The sequence below is a fragment of the Bradyrhizobium sp. WBOS08 genome (assembly GCF_024585125.1).
Taxonomy (GTDB): domain Bacteria; phylum Pseudomonadota; class Alphaproteobacteria; order Rhizobiales; family Xanthobacteraceae; genus Bradyrhizobium; species Bradyrhizobium japonicum_B.
The window spans coordinates 457,813-473,742 of sequence record NZ_CP028988.1 but is presented as its reverse complement, the minus strand read 5'-3'; the positions used below and the strand labels follow the sequence as shown (position 1 = coordinate 473,742).

At 64.0% G+C, this 15,930-nt stretch carries 13 protein-coding genes and 2 pseudogenes; 8 read left to right on the top strand and 7 right to left on the bottom strand.

Going from position 1 to position 15,930, the window contains the following annotated elements; all coding sequences use genetic code 11:
- The gene (locus tag DCM80_RS02205; protein ID WP_257195541.1) at positions 1–2,415 is read right to left on the bottom strand and encodes a phosphoketolase; all 2,415 of its coding nucleotides are present in this window, start codon (positions 2,413–2,415) and stop codon (positions 1–3) included.
- Between the two features lie 219 nt (positions 2,416–2,634).
- Between DCM80_RS02205 and DCM80_RS02200 the strand changes: the two genes are divergently transcribed.
- From DCM80_RS02200 to DCM80_RS02175, 6 genes and pseudogenes are all read left to right on the top strand, one after another.
- A complete protein-coding gene (locus tag DCM80_RS02200; protein WP_257195540.1) occupies positions 2,635–3,801 on the top strand; it encodes a PA0069 family radical SAM protein in 1,167 nt (388 codons plus the stop codon).
- Between the two features lie 22 nt (positions 3,802–3,823).
- Entirely contained in the window at positions 3,824–4,279 is a 456-nt protein-coding gene (locus DCM80_RS02195; protein WP_257195539.1) for a VOC family protein, read from the top strand.
- 72 nt (positions 4,280–4,351) lie between these two features.
- Positions 4,352–5,221, top strand: coding sequence for a ribonuclease HII (locus DCM80_RS02190; RefSeq protein WP_257195538.1), 870 nt, complete (start codon positions 4,352–4,354; stop codon positions 5,219–5,221).
- 203 nt (positions 5,222–5,424) lie between these two features.
- Positions 5,425–6,933, top strand: coding sequence for a glycosyltransferase family 39 protein (locus DCM80_RS02185; RefSeq protein WP_257195537.1), 1,509 nt, complete (start codon positions 5,425–5,427; stop codon positions 6,931–6,933).
- A 183-nt stretch (positions 6,934–7,116) separates the two neighbouring features.
- Positions 7,117–7,299 (top strand): annotated as a pseudogene (locus tag DCM80_RS02180) (IS5/IS1182 family transposase); the annotation flags it as partial.
- 238 nt (positions 7,300–7,537) lie between these two features.
- A pseudogene (locus DCM80_RS02175) lies at positions 7,538–8,521 on the top strand (IS630 family transposase).
- A gap of 92 nt (positions 8,522–8,613) precedes the next feature.
- Here the strand turns inward: DCM80_RS02175 and DCM80_RS02170 are convergent.
- From DCM80_RS02170 to DCM80_RS02160, 3 genes are all read right to left on the bottom strand, one after another.
- The gene (locus DCM80_RS02170; RefSeq protein ID WP_257195536.1) at positions 8,614–8,865 is read right to left on the bottom strand and encodes a hypothetical protein; all 252 of its coding nucleotides are present in this window, start codon (positions 8,863–8,865) and stop codon (positions 8,614–8,616) included.
- A gap of 242 nt (positions 8,866–9,107) precedes the next feature.
- Positions 9,108–9,368, bottom strand: a complete 261-nt coding sequence (locus DCM80_RS02165) for a hypothetical protein (RefSeq protein ID WP_257176989.1) — start codon at positions 9,366–9,368, stop codon at positions 9,108–9,110.
- 176 nt (positions 9,369–9,544) lie between these two features.
- Positions 9,545–9,928 (bottom strand): RidA family protein, encoded by a 384-nt coding sequence (locus DCM80_RS02160; protein ID WP_257195535.1) that lies wholly within the window; start codon positions 9,926–9,928, stop codon positions 9,545–9,547.
- A gap of 329 nt (positions 9,929–10,257) precedes the next feature.
- Here DCM80_RS02160 and DCM80_RS02155 point away from each other — a divergent pair, with 329 nt between their 5' ends.
- Both DCM80_RS02155 and DCM80_RS02150 read left to right on the top strand, forming a co-directional pair.
- The gene (locus DCM80_RS02155) at positions 10,258–10,692 is read left to right on the top strand and encodes a hypothetical protein (protein ID WP_257195534.1); all 435 of its coding nucleotides are present in this window, start codon (positions 10,258–10,260) and stop codon (positions 10,690–10,692) included.
- A 217-nt stretch (positions 10,693–10,909) separates the two neighbouring features.
- Positions 10,910–11,134: a DUF6429 family protein gene (locus tag DCM80_RS02150; protein ID WP_257195533.1), complete on the top strand. Its 225-nt coding sequence runs from the start codon at positions 10,910–10,912 to the stop codon at positions 11,132–11,134.
- A 144-nt stretch (positions 11,135–11,278) separates the two neighbouring features.
- Here the strand turns inward: DCM80_RS02150 and DCM80_RS02145 are convergent, their stop codons facing one another.
- From DCM80_RS02145 to thiC, 3 genes are all read right to left on the bottom strand, one after another.
- Positions 11,279–11,815, bottom strand: a complete 537-nt coding sequence (locus tag DCM80_RS02145) for a mismatch-specific DNA-glycosylase (RefSeq protein WP_257195532.1) — start codon at positions 11,813–11,815, stop codon at positions 11,279–11,281.
- An 18-nt stretch (positions 11,816–11,833) separates the two neighbouring features.
- The gene (locus DCM80_RS02140; RefSeq protein ID WP_257195531.1) at positions 11,834–13,762 is read right to left on the bottom strand and encodes a UvrD-helicase domain-containing protein; all 1,929 of its coding nucleotides are present in this window, start codon (positions 13,760–13,762) and stop codon (positions 11,834–11,836) included.
- A gap of 152 nt (positions 13,763–13,914) precedes the next feature.
- A complete protein-coding gene (gene thiC, locus DCM80_RS02135; protein ID WP_257195530.1) occupies positions 13,915–15,813 on the bottom strand; it encodes a phosphomethylpyrimidine synthase ThiC in 1,899 nt (632 codons plus the stop codon).
- Positions 15,814–15,930: the final 117 nt, after the last annotated feature.

The following is a 15,930-nucleotide window of genomic DNA, read 5'->3' as shown; positions in this document are numbered from 1 at the left end:
CTAGTCGCCGGCTTCGGCAGGCGTGGTGCCGCCGGAGCTGTTGGGCCAGACCCAGTCTCGGATCTCCGGCATGTCCTCGCCGTGCTCGCGCACATAGCGCGAATGCTCGATCAGCTTGTCGCGGAATTGCTGCTTGGCCCGCGCGGCCTTGTCCGCGAGTCCGGGCACGCGTTCGATCGCCTCGATCGCGAGGTGGTAGCGGTCGAGCTCGTTGAGCACGACCATGTCGAACGGCGTCGTCGTGGTGCCTTCCTCGGCGAAGCCGCGCACATGCATGCCGGCATGGTTGGTGCGGCTATAGGTCAGCCGGTGGATCAAATAGGGATAGCCGTGATAGGCGAAGATGACGGGCTTGTCGCGCGTGAACAGGCTGTCGAAGTCGCGGTCGGACAGGCCGTGCGGATGCTGATCCTTCGGCTGCAGCGTCATGAGGTCGACGACGTTGACGACGCGGATCTTCAAATCCGGCAGGGTCTTGCGCAAGAGATCGACGGCGGCGAGCGTCTCCAGCGTCGGGACATCGCCGGCGCAGGCCATCACCACGTCCGGTTCGTCGCCAGCCTTCTCCGTCCCCGCCCAGCTCCAGATGCCGATTCCGGCATCGCAATGCGTAGCGGCGTCCCGCATCGACAGCCATTGCGGCGCCGGCTGCTTGCCGGCGACGATGACGTTGATGCGGTTGTAGGTGCGTAAGGCATGGTCGGCGATCCACAGCAGCGTGTTGGCATCCGGCGGGAAGTAGATGCGGACGATATCGGCCTTCTTGTTGGCGACGAGATCGACGAAACCGGGATCCTGATGGCTGAAGCCGTTATGGTCCTGGCGCCAGACATGCGAGGTCAGGAGATAATTGAGCGATGCGATCGGGCGCCGCCATGGCAGCTCGCGCGTGACCTTCAGCCATTTGGCGTGCTGGTTGAACATGGAATCGACGATGTGGATGAAGGCCTCGTAGCACGAGAAGAAGCCGTGCCTCCCGGTGAGCAGATAGCCCTCGAGCCAGCCCTGGCAGAGATGCTCGCTCAGCACCTCCATGACGCGGCCATCCTGCGCCAGATGCACGTCGTAGGATTCGATCGGCTCCATCCAGACGCGCTCGGTCGCCTCAAACACGGCGTCCAGCCGGTTTGATGCTGTCTCGTCCGGGCCCATGATGCGGAAGTTGCGCTCCTTCGCGTTGAGGCGGATGACGTCGCGCAGAAACTTGCCGAGCTCGCGCGTCGCTTCGGCCATGACGCCGCCGGGCTGCGGCACCTCGATCGCGAAGCGGTGGAAGTCCGGCAGCTTCAGCTCCTTCTTGAGCAGGCCGCCATTGGCATGCGGGTTGGCACCCATGCGGCGGTCGCCGCGAGGCGCGAGCGCCTGAAGCTCGGGAACGAGGGCGCCGCTCGCGTCGAACAGCTTTTCAGGCTCGTAGCTGCGCATCCAGTCTTCGAGCACTTTCAGGTGCGCCGGGTTGTCGCGGCAGCCGGCGACGGGGACCTGATGCGCGCGCCAAAAGCCCTCGACCTTCTTGCCGTCGACCTCCTTAGGGCCGGTCCAGCCCTTCGGGCTGCGCAGCACGATCATCGGCCAGCGCGGCCGCTCGACGCTGCTGCGCCTGTCGCGGGCGTGCTGCTGGATCGAACGGATGCTGGCGAGCGCGACGTCGAGCGCGTCCGCCATGGCCTGGTGCATCAATTTGGGATCGTCACCCTCGACGAACAGCGGCTCGTGGCCGAAACCGCGAAAGAGATCGCGGATTTCCGCATCTCGCATCCGCCCCAGCACGGTCGGATTGGCGATCTTGTAGCCGTTGAGATGCAGGATCGGCAGCACCGCGCCGTCATGGGCGGGGTTCAGGAACTTGTTGGAGTGCCAGGACGCAGCCAGCGGGCCGGTCTCGGCCTCGCCGTCGCCGATGACGCAGGCGACGATCAAATCGGGATTGTCGAAGGCAGCGCCGTAGGCGTGCACCAGCGCGTAGCCGAGTTCGCCGCCCTCGTGGATCGAGCCCGGCGTTTCCGGCGCCGCATGGCTCGGGATGCCGCCGGGAAAGGAGAACTGCCTGAACAGCCTGCGCATGCCGTCCGCATCGCGGGCGATCTCGGGATAGATCTCGCTGTAGCTGCCCTCCAGATAAGTGTTGGCGACCATGCCGGGACCGCCATGCCCGGGGCCGCAGACATAGATCACGTCGAGATCGAGCGCGCGGATGACGCGGTTGAGATGGGCGTAGATGAAGTTCAAACCCGGCGTCGTGCCCCAATGGCCGAGCAGGCGCGGCTTGATGTGCTCGGCCCGCAGCGGCTCGCGCAGCAGCGGATTGTCGAGCAGATAGATTTGCCCGACGGAGAGGTAGTTGGCGGCGCGCCAGTAGCGATCAAGCAGATTGAGATCGCTGCTCGCGGCAGCTGATTGTTGTTGATTTGTCATGTTCCTGCCGATTGTTGCCGAGCCAAGGGCCGCGATCGTCACCAACTTTGTTCCGGCGCGATCGATCCCCCTCCGACATCAAACGAGATCGTTACGACAGCCTTGTTGCGTGAGGTCAAAGGACCACGCTCGAAATCTGGGCGGCCGCTTTGCATGGGTTGTTTTTCCATTTCTCATTTGTGTTCTTGATTTGTTCCTTCCGCATGCTATCTTCGCTTCATGAGTCCAGCAGCATCCTCTCATGCTCTCAAGCACCCGCCGGTCAAGGCGCCCTCCGAGCCGGCGGGTGCGGACTCTGATTTTCCGGAACTCGGCGTCGCCATCGACCGCGCCCGCCGGCGAGGGCGGGGGGCGCAGTCCAATGCCAGCGGCCGCTACGAGGCCGAGGCGCGCGTTGCTTTCGATGACGGCTGGCAGAGCCTGGAAGAGCTGCCGCCGTTCAAGACCACGGTCGCAGTCGACACGTCGCGCAAGGTGATCACCCGTAACGACTCACCCGACATCGGCTTCGACCGCTCGATCAATCCCTATCGCGGCTGCGAGCACGGCTGTGTCTACTGCTTCGCCCGGCCGACCCACGCCTATCTCGGCCTGTCGCCGGGCCTCGATTTCGAATCGAAGCTGTTTGCGAAACCCGAGGCGCCTTCGCTGCTGGAGAAGGAGCTCGCCGCCCCCGGCTACGAGCCGCGGATGATCGCGATCGGCACCAACACCGATCCGTATCAGCCGATCGAGCGCGAGCACCAGATCATGCGCGGCATCCTCGAGGTGCTGGAACGTGCCGGCCATCCCGTCGGCATCGTCACCAAATCGGCGCTGGTGCTGCGCGACATCGACATTCTCGCGCGGATGGCCAAGCGCAACCTCGCCAAGGTCGCGATATCAGTGACCTCGCTCGATCCGAAACTGGCCCGCACAATGGAGCCGCGCGCCGCGACGCCGCCGAAGCGGCTGGAGGCGCTGAAGCAGCTCTCGGACGCCGGCATTCCGACCACCGTGATGGTGGCGCCGATGATCCCCGCGCTGAACGATTGCGAGATCGAGCGCATTCTCGATGCCGCCGCCCATGCCGGTGTCAAGGAAGCCTCCTATGTGCTGCTGCGGCTGCCGCTGGAGGTACGCGATCTCTTCCGCGAATGGCTGATGGCGAATTATCCGGACCGCTACCGCCACGTCTTCACCCTGATCCGCGACATGCGCGGCGGGCGCGACTACGATGCGAAATGGGGCGAGCGAATGAAGGGCACCGGACCGATGGCCTGGACCATCGGCCGCCGCTTCGAGATCGCCTGCGAGCGGCTCGGGCTGAACAAGCGGCGCTCCAAGCTGACGACGGATCACTTTGCGCGGCCGAAGCGGAACGGCGACCAGCTCAGCCTGTTCTGATCGGAAACGGAAGAGGCGTCGCATGCCAGGGGAACTCAATGTGCCGGTGCCGCGTCTCACGGTCATTACGCTCGGCGTCAGCGACCTCCGCGCCAGCATCGCTTTCTACGACGCGCTCGGTTTCTCGCGCCGGCTGAAGGCGACCGGCGAGGCCGTCGCGTTCTACGATACCGGTGGTCCCGTGCTCGCCTTGTATGGCTGGGATCAGCTCGCGGCCGACGCGGGGCTGCCGGACCAGCCAAGGCCGCAGGCCTTCCGCGGCATGACGATCGCCTGGAACTGTCGGACCCGCGAGGAGGTCGATGCGGTGATGGCCTTCGCGCTCGGCAAGGGGGCGAAGCTGGTGAAGACCGCGCACGAGACCCACTACGGCGGCTATTCCGGTTATTTTGCCGACCCCGACGGTCATCCCTGGGAGGTCGTGGTCGCGCCCGGCATCGATGTCGGCGACGACCGGCGGGTGCATCTGGCGGAGTAGGCGGCCTGAATAGCGGGAATTGTGCGAGGTTCCCGGTTGCGCAGGCCGGGCGCCTTGCGCACGATCCCGGCCATGATTCGGGACAAGTCCGCCACCAAGCCGGCCAAAGACGCGCCTAATAAGCCGGGTAAGAAGGCTGCTGCGAACAAGGCCGCGCCGGCCAAGGCAGCCAAGACGGCTGCGGCCCAAGCCATGGCCGCTCCCGCCGGCAAGAGAGGTATCATTGCCGTCGCTCCCCCGAGCTTTCGCCGCGAGCGCGCGCTGATCAAGCGCGGCGTCTGGCCGGTCGCCGGCTGCGACGAGGCCGGTCGCGGACCGCTGGCTGGGCCGGTGGTGGCGGCCGCAGTGATTCTCGACCCCGACCGCATCCCGCGCGGCATCGACGATTCCAAGCGCCTGACGGCCGAGGAGCGCGAAAAGCTGTTCGACAAGATCTGCGCCACCGCGCAGGTCTCGGTTGCCGTGGCCTCGCCCTCGCGGATCGATCGCGACAACATCCTGCGCGCCTCGCTGTGGGCGCTGAAGCGGGCCGTGGTGGCACTGCCGGAGGCGCCAAGGCATGTCTTCGTCGACGGCCGCGACCGGCTCGACACGGAATGCGACTGCGAGGCCGTGATCGGCGGCGACGGCATCGTGCTGTCGATCGCCGCGGCCTCCATCATCGCCAAGGTGACGCGCGACCGCCTGATGTGCGCGCTGGCGCAGGACTGCCCCGGCTACGGCTTCGAGCAGCACAAGGGCTATGCCGTCCCCGAGCATCTCGACGCGCTCGACCGCCTCGGCCCAACCATCCACCACCGCAGCTTCTTCGCCCCGGTCGCCGCCGCGCGCGCCAAGCACATGCCATGGACCGTCGAGCCGGTGCAGGACCTGTTTGCAGTGGCCGAGGTCGCGGTGCACGTGGATGCGAGCGTCGAGATCGACGCATCGGCCGCGCTCTAGGGAGCTAACCCAGCTCTCTCGTCATGGCCGGGCCTGACCCGGCCATCCACGTCTTTGATGCCGCACGAAGAACGTGGATGCCCGAGACGAGCCCGGGCATGACGAGCACACCGAAGTTGCCACGACGGGCGACGCCCCTTATCAAAGTAATCGTGAGCGAACAGGGCCGGCTGGACGGGTTGGCTGCATCTTTCGGGCGTTGCATGCGGTTTACCTCCCTGGTCATCGAGCTCATTCGCGCCCGGCCGCGGCTGATCGTATGGATCGCCGTGCTGCTGCAGGCTTTGATGTGGCTCGTCGTGGCGCTGGTGTTCTACCGCAGCCCCCCGGGCACCTTGGCGACGCTGCTGGCTTTCGGACGCGAATACCAGGTCGGCACCGACCTCGGTCCGCCCTTGGCGGTCTGGCTCGCCGACATCGCCTATCGCGCCGCCGGCGGCCACATGTTCGGCGTCTATGTGCTGGCCCAGCTCTGCGAGATAGCGACCTTCATCGCGCTGTATCACCTGTCCCGCGCCGTGGTCGGCTCGCAGCACGCGGTGCTCGCCGTGCTGCTGACTATGACGGTGCTCGCCTTCTCCTCCTCGGCGCTCGATTTCGGCCCCCTCGTACTGGCCCGGCCGCTGTGGGCGCTGCTGCTGCTGCACTCCTGGCAGATCATCGGCCAGCGCCGCGGCAATGCCTGGTTCGCCTGGTCGATCGAGGCCGGCCTGTTGCTGCTGACGACGCCCGCGGCGATCTTCCTGCTGTTGCTGCTCGCCGTGTTCGCGGTCTCGACCGCCGGCGGCCGCCGGACGCTGCGCGCGCTCGATCCGCTGTTCGCGTTGATCGTCGTCGCGGTGCTGGCGCTGCCCTATGCGGTCTGGCTGATGCGGGCGGAGACGCTGGCGATGCCGGCCCTGCCGCAAGTTGCGGAGCTGAGTGCCCGCGCCCTGCATGCGGCCTGGCTGCTGGCCGGCCTCGTGCTCGGAGCCGCCGCGATCCCGGCACTGACCTTCCTCAATACCGGCCTGTTTTCCGGCAAGGGCGAGGAGCCGCCGATCATCTACCGGCCGCCGGTCGCGCCGCTGGCGCGCAACTTCGTCTATTTCTTCGCACTCGCCCCGGTGCTGGGCGGGGTGCTGGTCTCCGGCCTGCTAGGGCTCGAATCCGTCGTCGGCGGCGCCGGCGTCGTGCTGGTGATGTCCGGGCTTGCCGTGGTGGTCGCGGCGGGCGATCTCATTGCGATGCGCCGCGCGCGGATGCTGCGCATGGTGTGGGCCGCCGCCGTCGTGGCCCCGGCCATCGGCGTCGTCCTGGGCGTCCTGCTGTTGCCCTGGACCGGCACGAGCGAGATCGCGACCTCGATGCCGGCGCGTGCGATCTCGGACTTCTTCGACGACAGCTTCGCCCGCCGCACCAACCACCGCCTGCGCGCCGTTGCGGGCGAGACGCAACTGGCGAGCCTGATCACGCTGCATTCAGGTCGTCCGCATCTCTTCATCGATGCCGACCCTGCGCGCACGCCGTGGATGAATCACGCCAAATTCAGCGAGACCGGCGGCGTCGTGGTCTGGCGCGCCTCCGACACCGCCGGCACGCCGCCACCGGACATCCTCAAGCGCTTTCCCGGCATCGTGCCGGAAGTGCCGCGTGCCTTCGAATGGCTGGTGACGGGCCGCCAGCAGCTGCTGCGCATCGGCTGGGCCATCGTGCGGCCGAAGGGGACGTAGCGACAAACGTCGATATTGTAGGGTGGGCAAAGGCGCAAAGCGCCGTGCCCACGTCGGCTCTGTCCAGCGCCACGATGGAGGTGGTGGGCACGCTGCGCTTTGCCCACCCTACGAGGCTGTGAATCTTTTGTACCGCGCGTCGGGCGAATGTGATTCTCTGGGCAGACTGATCTGCTGGAGAGAATGATGGCTGACGACGGACTTTTTGGCGAATTGCCGGAGCAGTCGGCACGGCGGGCCGAAGCGGTGCCACGGGGCGCACCTCGGCTGCGAGAGCCGGTGCGCGATCAGGTCGAATTGCGAGCGGTCGATATCGATAGCCTGATCGGGCAGGATCATCCGGTGCGGGTGATCTGGGCTTATCTCATTCCTTTGTTCGGCCGCTTGTGACCATTCCTTCGTCCCGACCTGCCGAGCCCAACAGCGCGGCGCGCAGCCGCTGTCCAGGATGCCATCGGCACCGGCGTAGCCGGCGCGAAGCGTCCTGGACAGCGGTGAGCACCGCGCTACCCTGGTCCACCAAGGCACGAAAGCTCTTGACCAAGGCTAGAGCGGTTCATTGATTAACTGAATCGGGAGGGATTCCGTCGGGCGGCGATTTGTGATTCAAGATGCTGGCTGGATCGGAGGCCAGCATCGGATGGTCCGACCTCTTTCGAATGATCTTCGGGAACGAGCCGTAAAGGCGGTGGAATCGGGCGAGAGTTGCCATGCGGTGGCAGCCCGGTTCGATGTTGCAGTGTCGTCGGTCGTGAAGTGGCGGCAGCGCTATCGCGCGACGGGTTCGGTGGCGCCGGGCAAGGTTGGTGGCCACCGCAAGCCGGTTCTGGAGCCGCATCGATCGTTCATCGTGGAGCGGACAGGCAGACGCCACATCTCACGTTGCACGGGCTGAAGGACGAACTTGCCGCGCGAGGCGTGAAAGTCTCGCACCAGGCGGTGTGGACCTTCCTGCGACGCGAAGGTCTCAGCTTCAAAAAAAACACTGTTCGCCCTTGAGCAGGGCCGCGCCGACGTCGCGCGGCGGCGGCAACGCTGGCGCAGCTTGCAGGATCGCCTCGATCCAAACCGACTGGTGTTCATTGACGAAACCTGGATCAAGACCAGCATGGCCCCGCTGCGCGGCTGGGGATCCAAGGGCGAGCGGTTGCGCGGCTTTGCACCGCACGGTCACTGGCGAACCCTGACCTTCCTCGGTGCCCTACGCTCCGACCAGCTCACCGCGCCTTGCGTCTTCGACGGACCGATCAACGGCGAAAGCTTCCGCGCCTACGTCGAACAGCAACTCGTCAAAGTGCTCAAACCGGGCGACATCGTCGTCATGGACAATCTTGGTAGCCACAAGTCGCCGACCGTCCGGCAGATGATCCGGAAAGCCGGCGCAAGGCTATGGTACCTGCCGCCGTACTCACCTGACCTCAACCCGATCGAGCAAGTCTTCGCCAAGATCAAGCACTGGATGCGCATCGCACAGAAGCGCTCGATCGACGAGGCCTGCGACTACATCGGCCATCTCGTCAGAAACGTTCTGCCCGGCGAATGCACCAACTACTTCGTTAATGCTGGATACGCTTCCATCAAAAAGTGAAACGCTCTAGGAGGTCCTACGACATCTCGGAAATCAGAACGGGCAAGGACGCCCGCGTCCTTGCCCGGTTCTTCGTCCCCCGATCGATTACCTTACCACTTGCAGCTGCCGCTCTTGAGCGCGGCGTCCTTCACCGCGAGTGCGTCGATGAAGGTCGCGACGCTCGGGCTGGCGCGGTGATAGCCGGCCGGCCACGGCGTGGTCGGGATGGTCTCGTCCCAGATCTGGCAGAAGCCGCTGTCCTGCCAGCGGATCAGGTGATAGCCGGCCTCGGCGGGGCTCGCCGCGACGAAGGCGGTGACGGCAAGGCCGGCGGCGGCGCACAGCAGGGAAATACGACGCATGATCAGCTCCTCAAAATGAATGATGTGATGCGCCTCCCGGCAATGACGGGGAGGGCGGGTGCCGGACGCTCGTGGTCGATGCGCCCCGGACAAGATGTGAGTAGTTCCGCCTGCCGCTGAGGTTCAACGAACGCGCGCGGGAGATGGCCGATCGGGGACGGAAAAATGCGCGGTCCTGCCAAAGACAAGGGGCGGACCGCCTGCGCGACCCGCCCCTGAAATCCGTGTCTGTTGCGGTGCTTCTAAAGCGTGCAGCGGCGCTCGCCGCGCATCTTGATCTGGAGATCGGAGGCCTGCTGGAAGGTCGGGAACGGCTTGCTGACGACCTTGTAGGTCGAGGTCCCGATCTGGAGCGGCTTCATCTGCAGGTCCTCGTTCCAGACTTGGCAGATGCCGGTGTTGTCCCAGCGGATCACGTAATAGCCGACCTTCGCGGAGGCGGGCACGGCGAACACGGAACTGGCGATGCCGGCAACGGCACTGAGCGCGAGAAGGCGACGCATGAATAACTCCTTTGGGATATGGACCGGAAAAACTCGTGCGGTAAAAGCAGGTCCTTTGCAAGCGAGTGAGCCGCCACTCACGGACATGTCAGCCCTGCCTTGCGCGTTCGGTTCGGCCGCGTGCCCTGCGGGCCACAGCCAGCTGACGTGAGCCTGACATGGCCCTTACTTGAACCTCACCTCGCCAGCGAGGCCACCGCCTCGATCTCGATCAGCATCTCCGGCCTCGGCAGCGCCTGCACCACGCAGGTCGTCCGCGCCGGGTAGGGCGGCGGGCCGAAGGCGCCGGCATAGAGCGCGTTCATGGCGGCGACGTCGGAGGCGCGGGTCAGGAGCACGTTGACCTTGGCGAGGTCGCGGATGCCGGCGCCGGCCTCGTCCAGCACGCGCTTGATGTTGACGACGACATTGGCGAACTGCGCCTCGAAACCGTCAGGCAGCGCGCCGTCGGCATCGAAGCCCGGAATGCCCGAGACGAACAGGAGATCGCCGACCAGCGTCGCAAAGGACAGCGGCGGCGCCTGGACGTGCGGCGGGGGCGCGAAATGCTGGATCGGCATGGGATCACCTCGAAGGACGTTCGCTTGATGCAGGAGCGTAGCGGCTGGTGAGGGGGGCTCAAACTAAAAAATGCGAAAACAACCCCATGCACAGTAGGAGTCCAGCGAAAATCATCGGCCTTTTTTGGAATGCTGAAATGTCGAAATTAGCATTGCTCCGTCGGGCAAAACAGGAGCAGGATGGCATGATGGACTGGGCTCGGCCCCAAGCCCCGCTGTCATGCCCCGATTGACGCCGCCTCCCATCATGTTGCCGCCCCGATCCATCCTGTACATTCCCTTCGTCTGATTCGAATCCTCTTCCAAGAAGATAGCCCCCGGAGACATCCATGAAGCTCGCATCCACCCTTCGCGCCGCGCTGGTCGCCATTGCCGCACTTGCCGGCCTCTCGACCGCCGCGCGGGCCGACAGCGGTTTCGTGACGCTGACGATCTACAAGGCGGGCTGGATCATCGGCGGCTCCGGCGGCTCGGGCGTGCTCAACTTCCGCGGCCGCACCTATGGGCTCTCCACCGGCGGCCTCGACTACGGCCTCGTGTTCGGCGGCTCCAAGACCGTGCTGCGCGGCCGCGTCAGCAACATCAACCGTCCCTCCGACGTCGCCGGCGTCTACGGCGCCGCCGGTGCCGGCCTTGCCGTCGGCCGCGGCGCCCGCGCCATCGTGCTGACCAACCAGAAGGGCGCGGTGCTGGAGCTGACCGGTCACCAAGTCGGCCTGATGGCGAACGCCGATCTCAGCGGCCTCGCGATCACGATGCGGTAGGGCGAGGTGGCGTAGGGTGGGCAAAGGCGCAAAGCGCCGTGCCCACCATCTCTTCATGGATTGGGACAGGTGGTGGGCACGCTTTCCGCCTTGGCTCTTCGAGCTACGGCGGACGAGCCGCTTTGCCCACCCTACAGACTCCCGGCTGCCGAGGGCCGTTGCAGATTGTCGATTGCCGAATAGGATTGGCCGCAACACGGTTCGCGAGGAGGTCGATATGGCCATCAACACAGACAAGATCGACGACGCCGCGCTGGCGTTGCTCTATCTCACCCTGCACGACGGCTATCGAGCCTGGAAAGGTTTCGATTGGGGCGTGCTCGGCCGCCTGCATGACAAGGGCATGATCGACGATCCCGTCGGCAAGGTGAAGTCGGTGGTGTTCACGGACGAAGGCCTCGCACGCGCGAAGACGCTGTTCAAGGAATTGTTCGAGGAGTGATGCGTTGCGTAGGGTGGGTTAGCCGCTCACGAGCGCGGTCCGTCAACATGGAACGCCGCAAGGCGTAACCCACCACTTGCGGCGACCGAAGCGGTGGGTTACGCCGCGCGACCGCGCTTCGCGCCGCCGCGCAGCTAACCCACCCTACGAAGCAATCCACGCCGAAAGCTCGCGCCACGGCCCGATGGTCCAACTTCCCGACGCCGCACCTGACGGCGAGGGCAGCACAAAAATCTCCGGCAGGCTCGCATCGCGCGGCTGCCGCCCCAGCGCAATCGCAGCTGACGGCCGGCCGTAAAACAGGCTCGCCGCCTTCTTGCTGGTGAACGCGATTGTTCGCGGCCGATAGGTTTCCATCTTTGCCCTGAAGCCCGGCACGTCGATCGTCTTCGCCGCGATCTGGTGATCCATCCCGGCGCCCGTCTTGCAGAGATCGGTGAAGCCGATCCCGAGCGCGATCAGGCCTGCGAACTCGCTTGGCCGATACCGCCGCGGCGTGATCCCGGCCTCATGGATCGCGCGCCAGAAGCGGTTGCCGGGATGGGCGTAATAGTGCCCGAGCTCCGCCGAACGCGTCGAGGCGGCGGTGCCGACGAAGACGAGGCGGAGGTTGGGAAGGAGGAGGTCGGGGAGGCGGTAGGGGGGTGTTTCGATAGGATGAGAGCTATTAGCTGTCTCCATCTTTATGCGGGCCAGTTTCTAGCCAGCAATCGGCGCGGGTGCGTGAGGTCCTAGTTCCGCAACGAATCTGCTCGCGTGCAGTCGTGCCACACCGTACTGTACCGATGCAGGCGTAATGCCCGCCCCCATCGCACCAGCCAACGTCATGCTGCGCGAACTTGTAAGAATTAATGTGCCCGGTTTCCCGTTAGGCAAGTCCGCCTTCACTCGCGATATTCCCACGAAGAAAAGCCGCCGCTGTTCTTCGATCTCAGCCGCAGCTTGAGCGGCCGGCGTACCTGTTGCCGGCTGTTTAGGGAGAAGTCCCTCAACGCAGCCGGCGATAATAGTGACCGGCGCACTGAGCCCTTTACTCTTATGCAGGCTCATGATTCTCACATCGTGAATCTCTGACGGGATTTCGGGCTGGCTTATGGCTTGCATTAGAGCAAAGAGCCAATCCTCCCGATCGTTCGTTCCCACCTCTTGGAGTGTGAGAACGGCTAAGTCTCGCAAGTCTCGGACAGAGTTGTCGGCCGCAGGTAGCAGATAGTCAATTACGGCGGCCAAATCCGGAAGCGCCTCCAAAGCATCAAGCTCAGCTACCACCGCGTCGAAGGCGGCGACGATGTTCGCAGTATACGGAATTTGTAGCGCGCCCGCAGAGAGTTGGCCAAGAACCTGCCAGGGAGAGAGTCCCGAATTCTCACAATGCTCTCTCACTCGTCGATATCCGCTTGCGTTCCAGTTGTTTCCAGGCAGCCCTACGATCCATCGGAGGGCAACTCGGTCTTCTCGATTTGTAAAAAGCTTTAGTAGGGCAAAGCGACGCTGCGCATCCTCCGAGTCAAGCTCAGCCTCGGAATAGTACGAGCGTACAGGAACATCGCGTCCTTGCAGGGCTTCGTAGATCGGGGTCCCAATGACACCTCTCTGGGCGAGAATTAAGATGTCACCGGGTGGTGTCCCTTGATCCACCAAATCTCGGACACGATCTGCGACGCCAACGACCTCGTCAGCCAGATTTTGGTATTGAATTATTTGAACGTGCCCCGCTCCGTTTTGCGGCCGTGGTGTCAATTGTCTTGGTACCAACCGCATTTGATTGTGCCCGATAAGGCTATTTGCCATGTGCACGACGGTTGTAGGACATCGGCGGCATTCGCTTAACTGAAGGTCGTCCGCATTTGCGTTAATGGTAATCCAATCGCGGATGCCTTCCGGGTGGGCGTGCTTGAAGCTGTATATCGACTGATCGTCGTCACCGACGATACAAACGTCTGCGATGTTCGATAGCAGATGAAGAACACCCTGTTCCGCTTTGTTCAGGTCTTGGAATTCATCGACTAGAATATGGTTGAACTCAGCGCGCTCGGGCGCCGCCGGATTGGACCTGAGATACTCGTAAAGTTGAGGAATTACCTCCCCAATCAACATCGCCTCATGAAATAAGAGCCAAGACCGGAGGTCAATTGCAAAGGCAGCGTCCGCTGGAGACTGAACGTACCCAGGTTGTTCGTGTTGCAGTCTGGCCCACGCGGCCTCGTACGCCATCCTAAGACGTTCGACGCCCCTTCTGCCACCGTGAACCTGCATTAGGTCGCTGACAAGCGGGGCGATTTCAAATTCATTCAGGGGGCGGGCAGTACGGCCAGTCGCTTGCAAGACGTGATTCCTCATGAGAATCTTCAGCGAAAGGCTGTGAAGAGTAACGCCATTCAACGCGTCACATCCAGGAACATTCATTCCTACTAGCTCGCGATGCAGGTCCTCTGCAGCTACACGAGTAAATGTTACAGGAAGTATAGTGCTCGGATCGACTCCAGCCTCTAAGAGGCGGGCGACGCGACGCTTCATTGCGAACGATTTTCCGGTGCCCGGTCCAGCGACAACCCTTATGCGAGCGTTCGCAGATGAGGCAATGCTGTGAGCGGGCGTTCCGGCAACGAGCCCATCAGACCAAGGCATATTGATTCTCGTGCAATGATTGAAAAATCGAGGGCGGATAAAATTCTACTAAAGGTAGTTTAGTGTAAATACATCAAACGTATAATAGGGGCCAAGCTTTTGCTTGGCCCCTATCAATGTAACTAGACGGAGCCCCGGGCCTCGCAGCCCCCTCACAACACCCGATTACTCTCCTTCACCTTCTCCGCATCCAGATACAAGCTCTCGCCCATCTCCTTGAACTTCGCGCTCATCTTGGCCATGCCGTCTTCGGCGGTGCCGGCCAGCGACATGCCGACGCTGTTCGGGTCGTTCAGCGTCGCTGCATAGTCCCGCACGTCCTGTGTGATCTTCATCGAGCAGAACTTTGGGCCGCACATCGAGCAGAAATGGGCGACCTTGTGGGCTTCCTTCGGGAGGGTCTCGTCGTGGAAGTTTTTGGCGGTCTCGGGGTCGAGGCCGAGGTTGAACTGGTCGGTCCAGCGGAATTCGAACCGCGCACGTGAGAGGGCGTCGTCGCGGAGCTGCGCGGCGGGGTGGCCCTTGGCGAGGTCGGCGGCATGGGCGGCGATCTTGTAGGTGATGACGCCGGTCTTGACGTCGTTGCGATCGGGCAGGCCGAGATGCTCCTTCGGCGTGACGTAGCAGAGCATGGCGCAGCCGAACCAGCCGATCATGGCCGCACCGATGCCGGAGGTGATGTGATCGTAGCCCGGCGCGATGTCGGTGGTCAGGGGCCCGAGCGTGTAGAACGGCGCCTCGCCGCACTCCTTGAGCTGCTTGTCCATGTTGATCTTGATCTTGTGCATCGGCACATGGCCGGGGCCTTCGATCATGACCTGGCAGCCCTTGTCCCATGCGATCTTGGTGAGCTCGCCGAGCGTCTCCAGCTCCGCGAACTGCGCGCGGTCGTTGGCGTCGGCGATCGAGCCGGGGCGCAGGCCGTCGCCGAGCGAGAACGAGACGTCATACTTGCGCATGAGGTCGCAGATCTCGTCGAAATGGGTGTAGAGGAAGCTCTCCTTGTGATGCGCCAGGCACCACTTCGCCATGATCGAGCCGCCGCGGCTGACGATGCCGGTGACGCGGCTGGCGGTGAGGTGGATGTATTGCAGGCGCACGCCGGCGTGGATGGTGAAATAGTCGACGCCCTGCTCGCACTGCTCGATCAGGGTGTCCTTGTAGAGCTCCCAGGTCAGCTTGACGGGATCGCCGTTGCACTTCTCCAGCGCCTGGTAGATCGGCACGGTGCCGATCGGCACCGGCGAGTTGCGCAGGATCCACTCACGCGTGGTGTGGATGTTGCGGCCCGTCGAGAGGTCCATCACGGTGTCGGCGCCCCAGCGGATCGCCCACACCATCTTCTCGACCTCTTCCTCGACCGACGACGTCACGGCGGAGTTGCCGATATTGGCGTTGATCTTGGTCAGGAAGTTGCGGCCGATGATCATCGGCTCGAGCTCGGAATGGTTGATGTTGCAGGGGATGATGGCGCGGCCGCGCGCGATCTCGTCGCGGACGAACTCCGGCGTGATGAAGGCGGGCACGGAGGCGCCAAAACTTTCGCCGTCGGCAAGCGCCGCTTCCGCGCGATCGAGCTGCTGCTTGCGGCCGAGGTTCTCGCGCGCCGCGACGTAGATCATCTCCTTGGTGACGATGCCGGCGCGGGCGAATTCGAGCTGCGTGATCTTGTGGCCGTTGAGCCCGCGCAGCGGCTTGTGATAGGCCGAGAAGGCGCGCGCGGCCTTGTCGGTGGAGACGCTGCCATTGTCCTCCGGCTTGATCTGGCGCCCCTCATATTCCTCGACGCCGCCGCGCTCCAGCACCCATTGCTTGCGGTTGCGCGCCAGGCCAGCGTTGACGTCGATGGTGACGGAGGGGTCGGTGTAGGGGCCCGAGGTGTCGTAGACCGGCAGGTTGGGCTCGCCCGCGCCTTCGGACAGGATGATCTCGCGCAGCGGCACGAGCAAATCGGGCGCGGCGTCGGGGCTCGCGAAGATTTTTCGCGAGGAGGGAAGGGGACCGGTGGTGACGGCGGGGACGGTCTTGTCGGGATTGGAGCGGATGTTCATGGGGATCCTCCGGTTTAATTCTGTTGTGCGTGCGTTGGTGCGACGCTGGTAAGTTCTTGCTCCGTCATTGCGAGCGCAGCGAAGCAATCCAGAAATGCATCCGCGGACGCAGTCTGG

Coding starts and splice junctions, on each gene's coding strand:
- DCM80_RS02205 (WP_257195541.1), bottom strand. CDS start 2,415: ATGACAAATCAACAACAATCAGCTGCCGCGAGCAGCGATCTCAATCTG.
- DCM80_RS02200 (WP_257195540.1), top strand. CDS start 2,635: ATGAGTCCAGCAGCATCCTCTCATGCTCTCAAGCACCCGCCGGTCAAG.
- DCM80_RS02195 (WP_257195539.1), top strand. CDS start 3,824: ATGCCAGGGGAACTCAATGTGCCGGTGCCGCGTCTCACGGTCATTACG.
- DCM80_RS02190 (WP_257195538.1), top strand. CDS start 4,352: ATGATTCGGGACAAGTCCGCCACCAAGCCGGCCAAAGACGCGCCTAAT.
- DCM80_RS02185 (WP_257195537.1), top strand. CDS start 5,425: ATGCGGTTTACCTCCCTGGTCATCGAGCTCATTCGCGCCCGGCCGCGG.
- DCM80_RS02170 (WP_257195536.1), bottom strand. CDS start 8,865: ATGCGTCGTATTTCCCTGCTGTGCGCCGCCGCCGGCCTTGCCGTCACC.
- DCM80_RS02165 (WP_257176989.1), bottom strand. CDS start 9,368: ATGCGTCGCCTTCTCGCGCTCAGTGCCGTTGCCGGCATCGCCAGTTCC.
- DCM80_RS02160 (WP_257195535.1), bottom strand. CDS start 9,928: ATGCCGATCCAGCATTTCGCGCCCCCGCCGCACGTCCAGGCGCCGCCG.
- DCM80_RS02155 (WP_257195534.1), top strand. CDS start 10,258: ATGAAGCTCGCATCCACCCTTCGCGCCGCGCTGGTCGCCATTGCCGCA.
- DCM80_RS02150 (WP_257195533.1), top strand. CDS start 10,910: ATGGCCATCAACACAGACAAGATCGACGACGCCGCGCTGGCGTTGCTC.
- DCM80_RS02145 (WP_257195532.1), bottom strand. CDS start 11,815: ATGGAGACAGCTAATAGCTCTCATCCTATCGAAACACCCCCCTACCGC.
- DCM80_RS02140 (WP_257195531.1), bottom strand. CDS start 13,762: ATGCCTTGGTCTGATGGGCTCGTTGCCGGAACGCCCGCTCACAGCATT.
- thiC (WP_257195530.1), bottom strand. CDS start 15,813: ATGAACATCCGCTCCAATCCCGACAAGACCGTCCCCGCCGTCACCACC.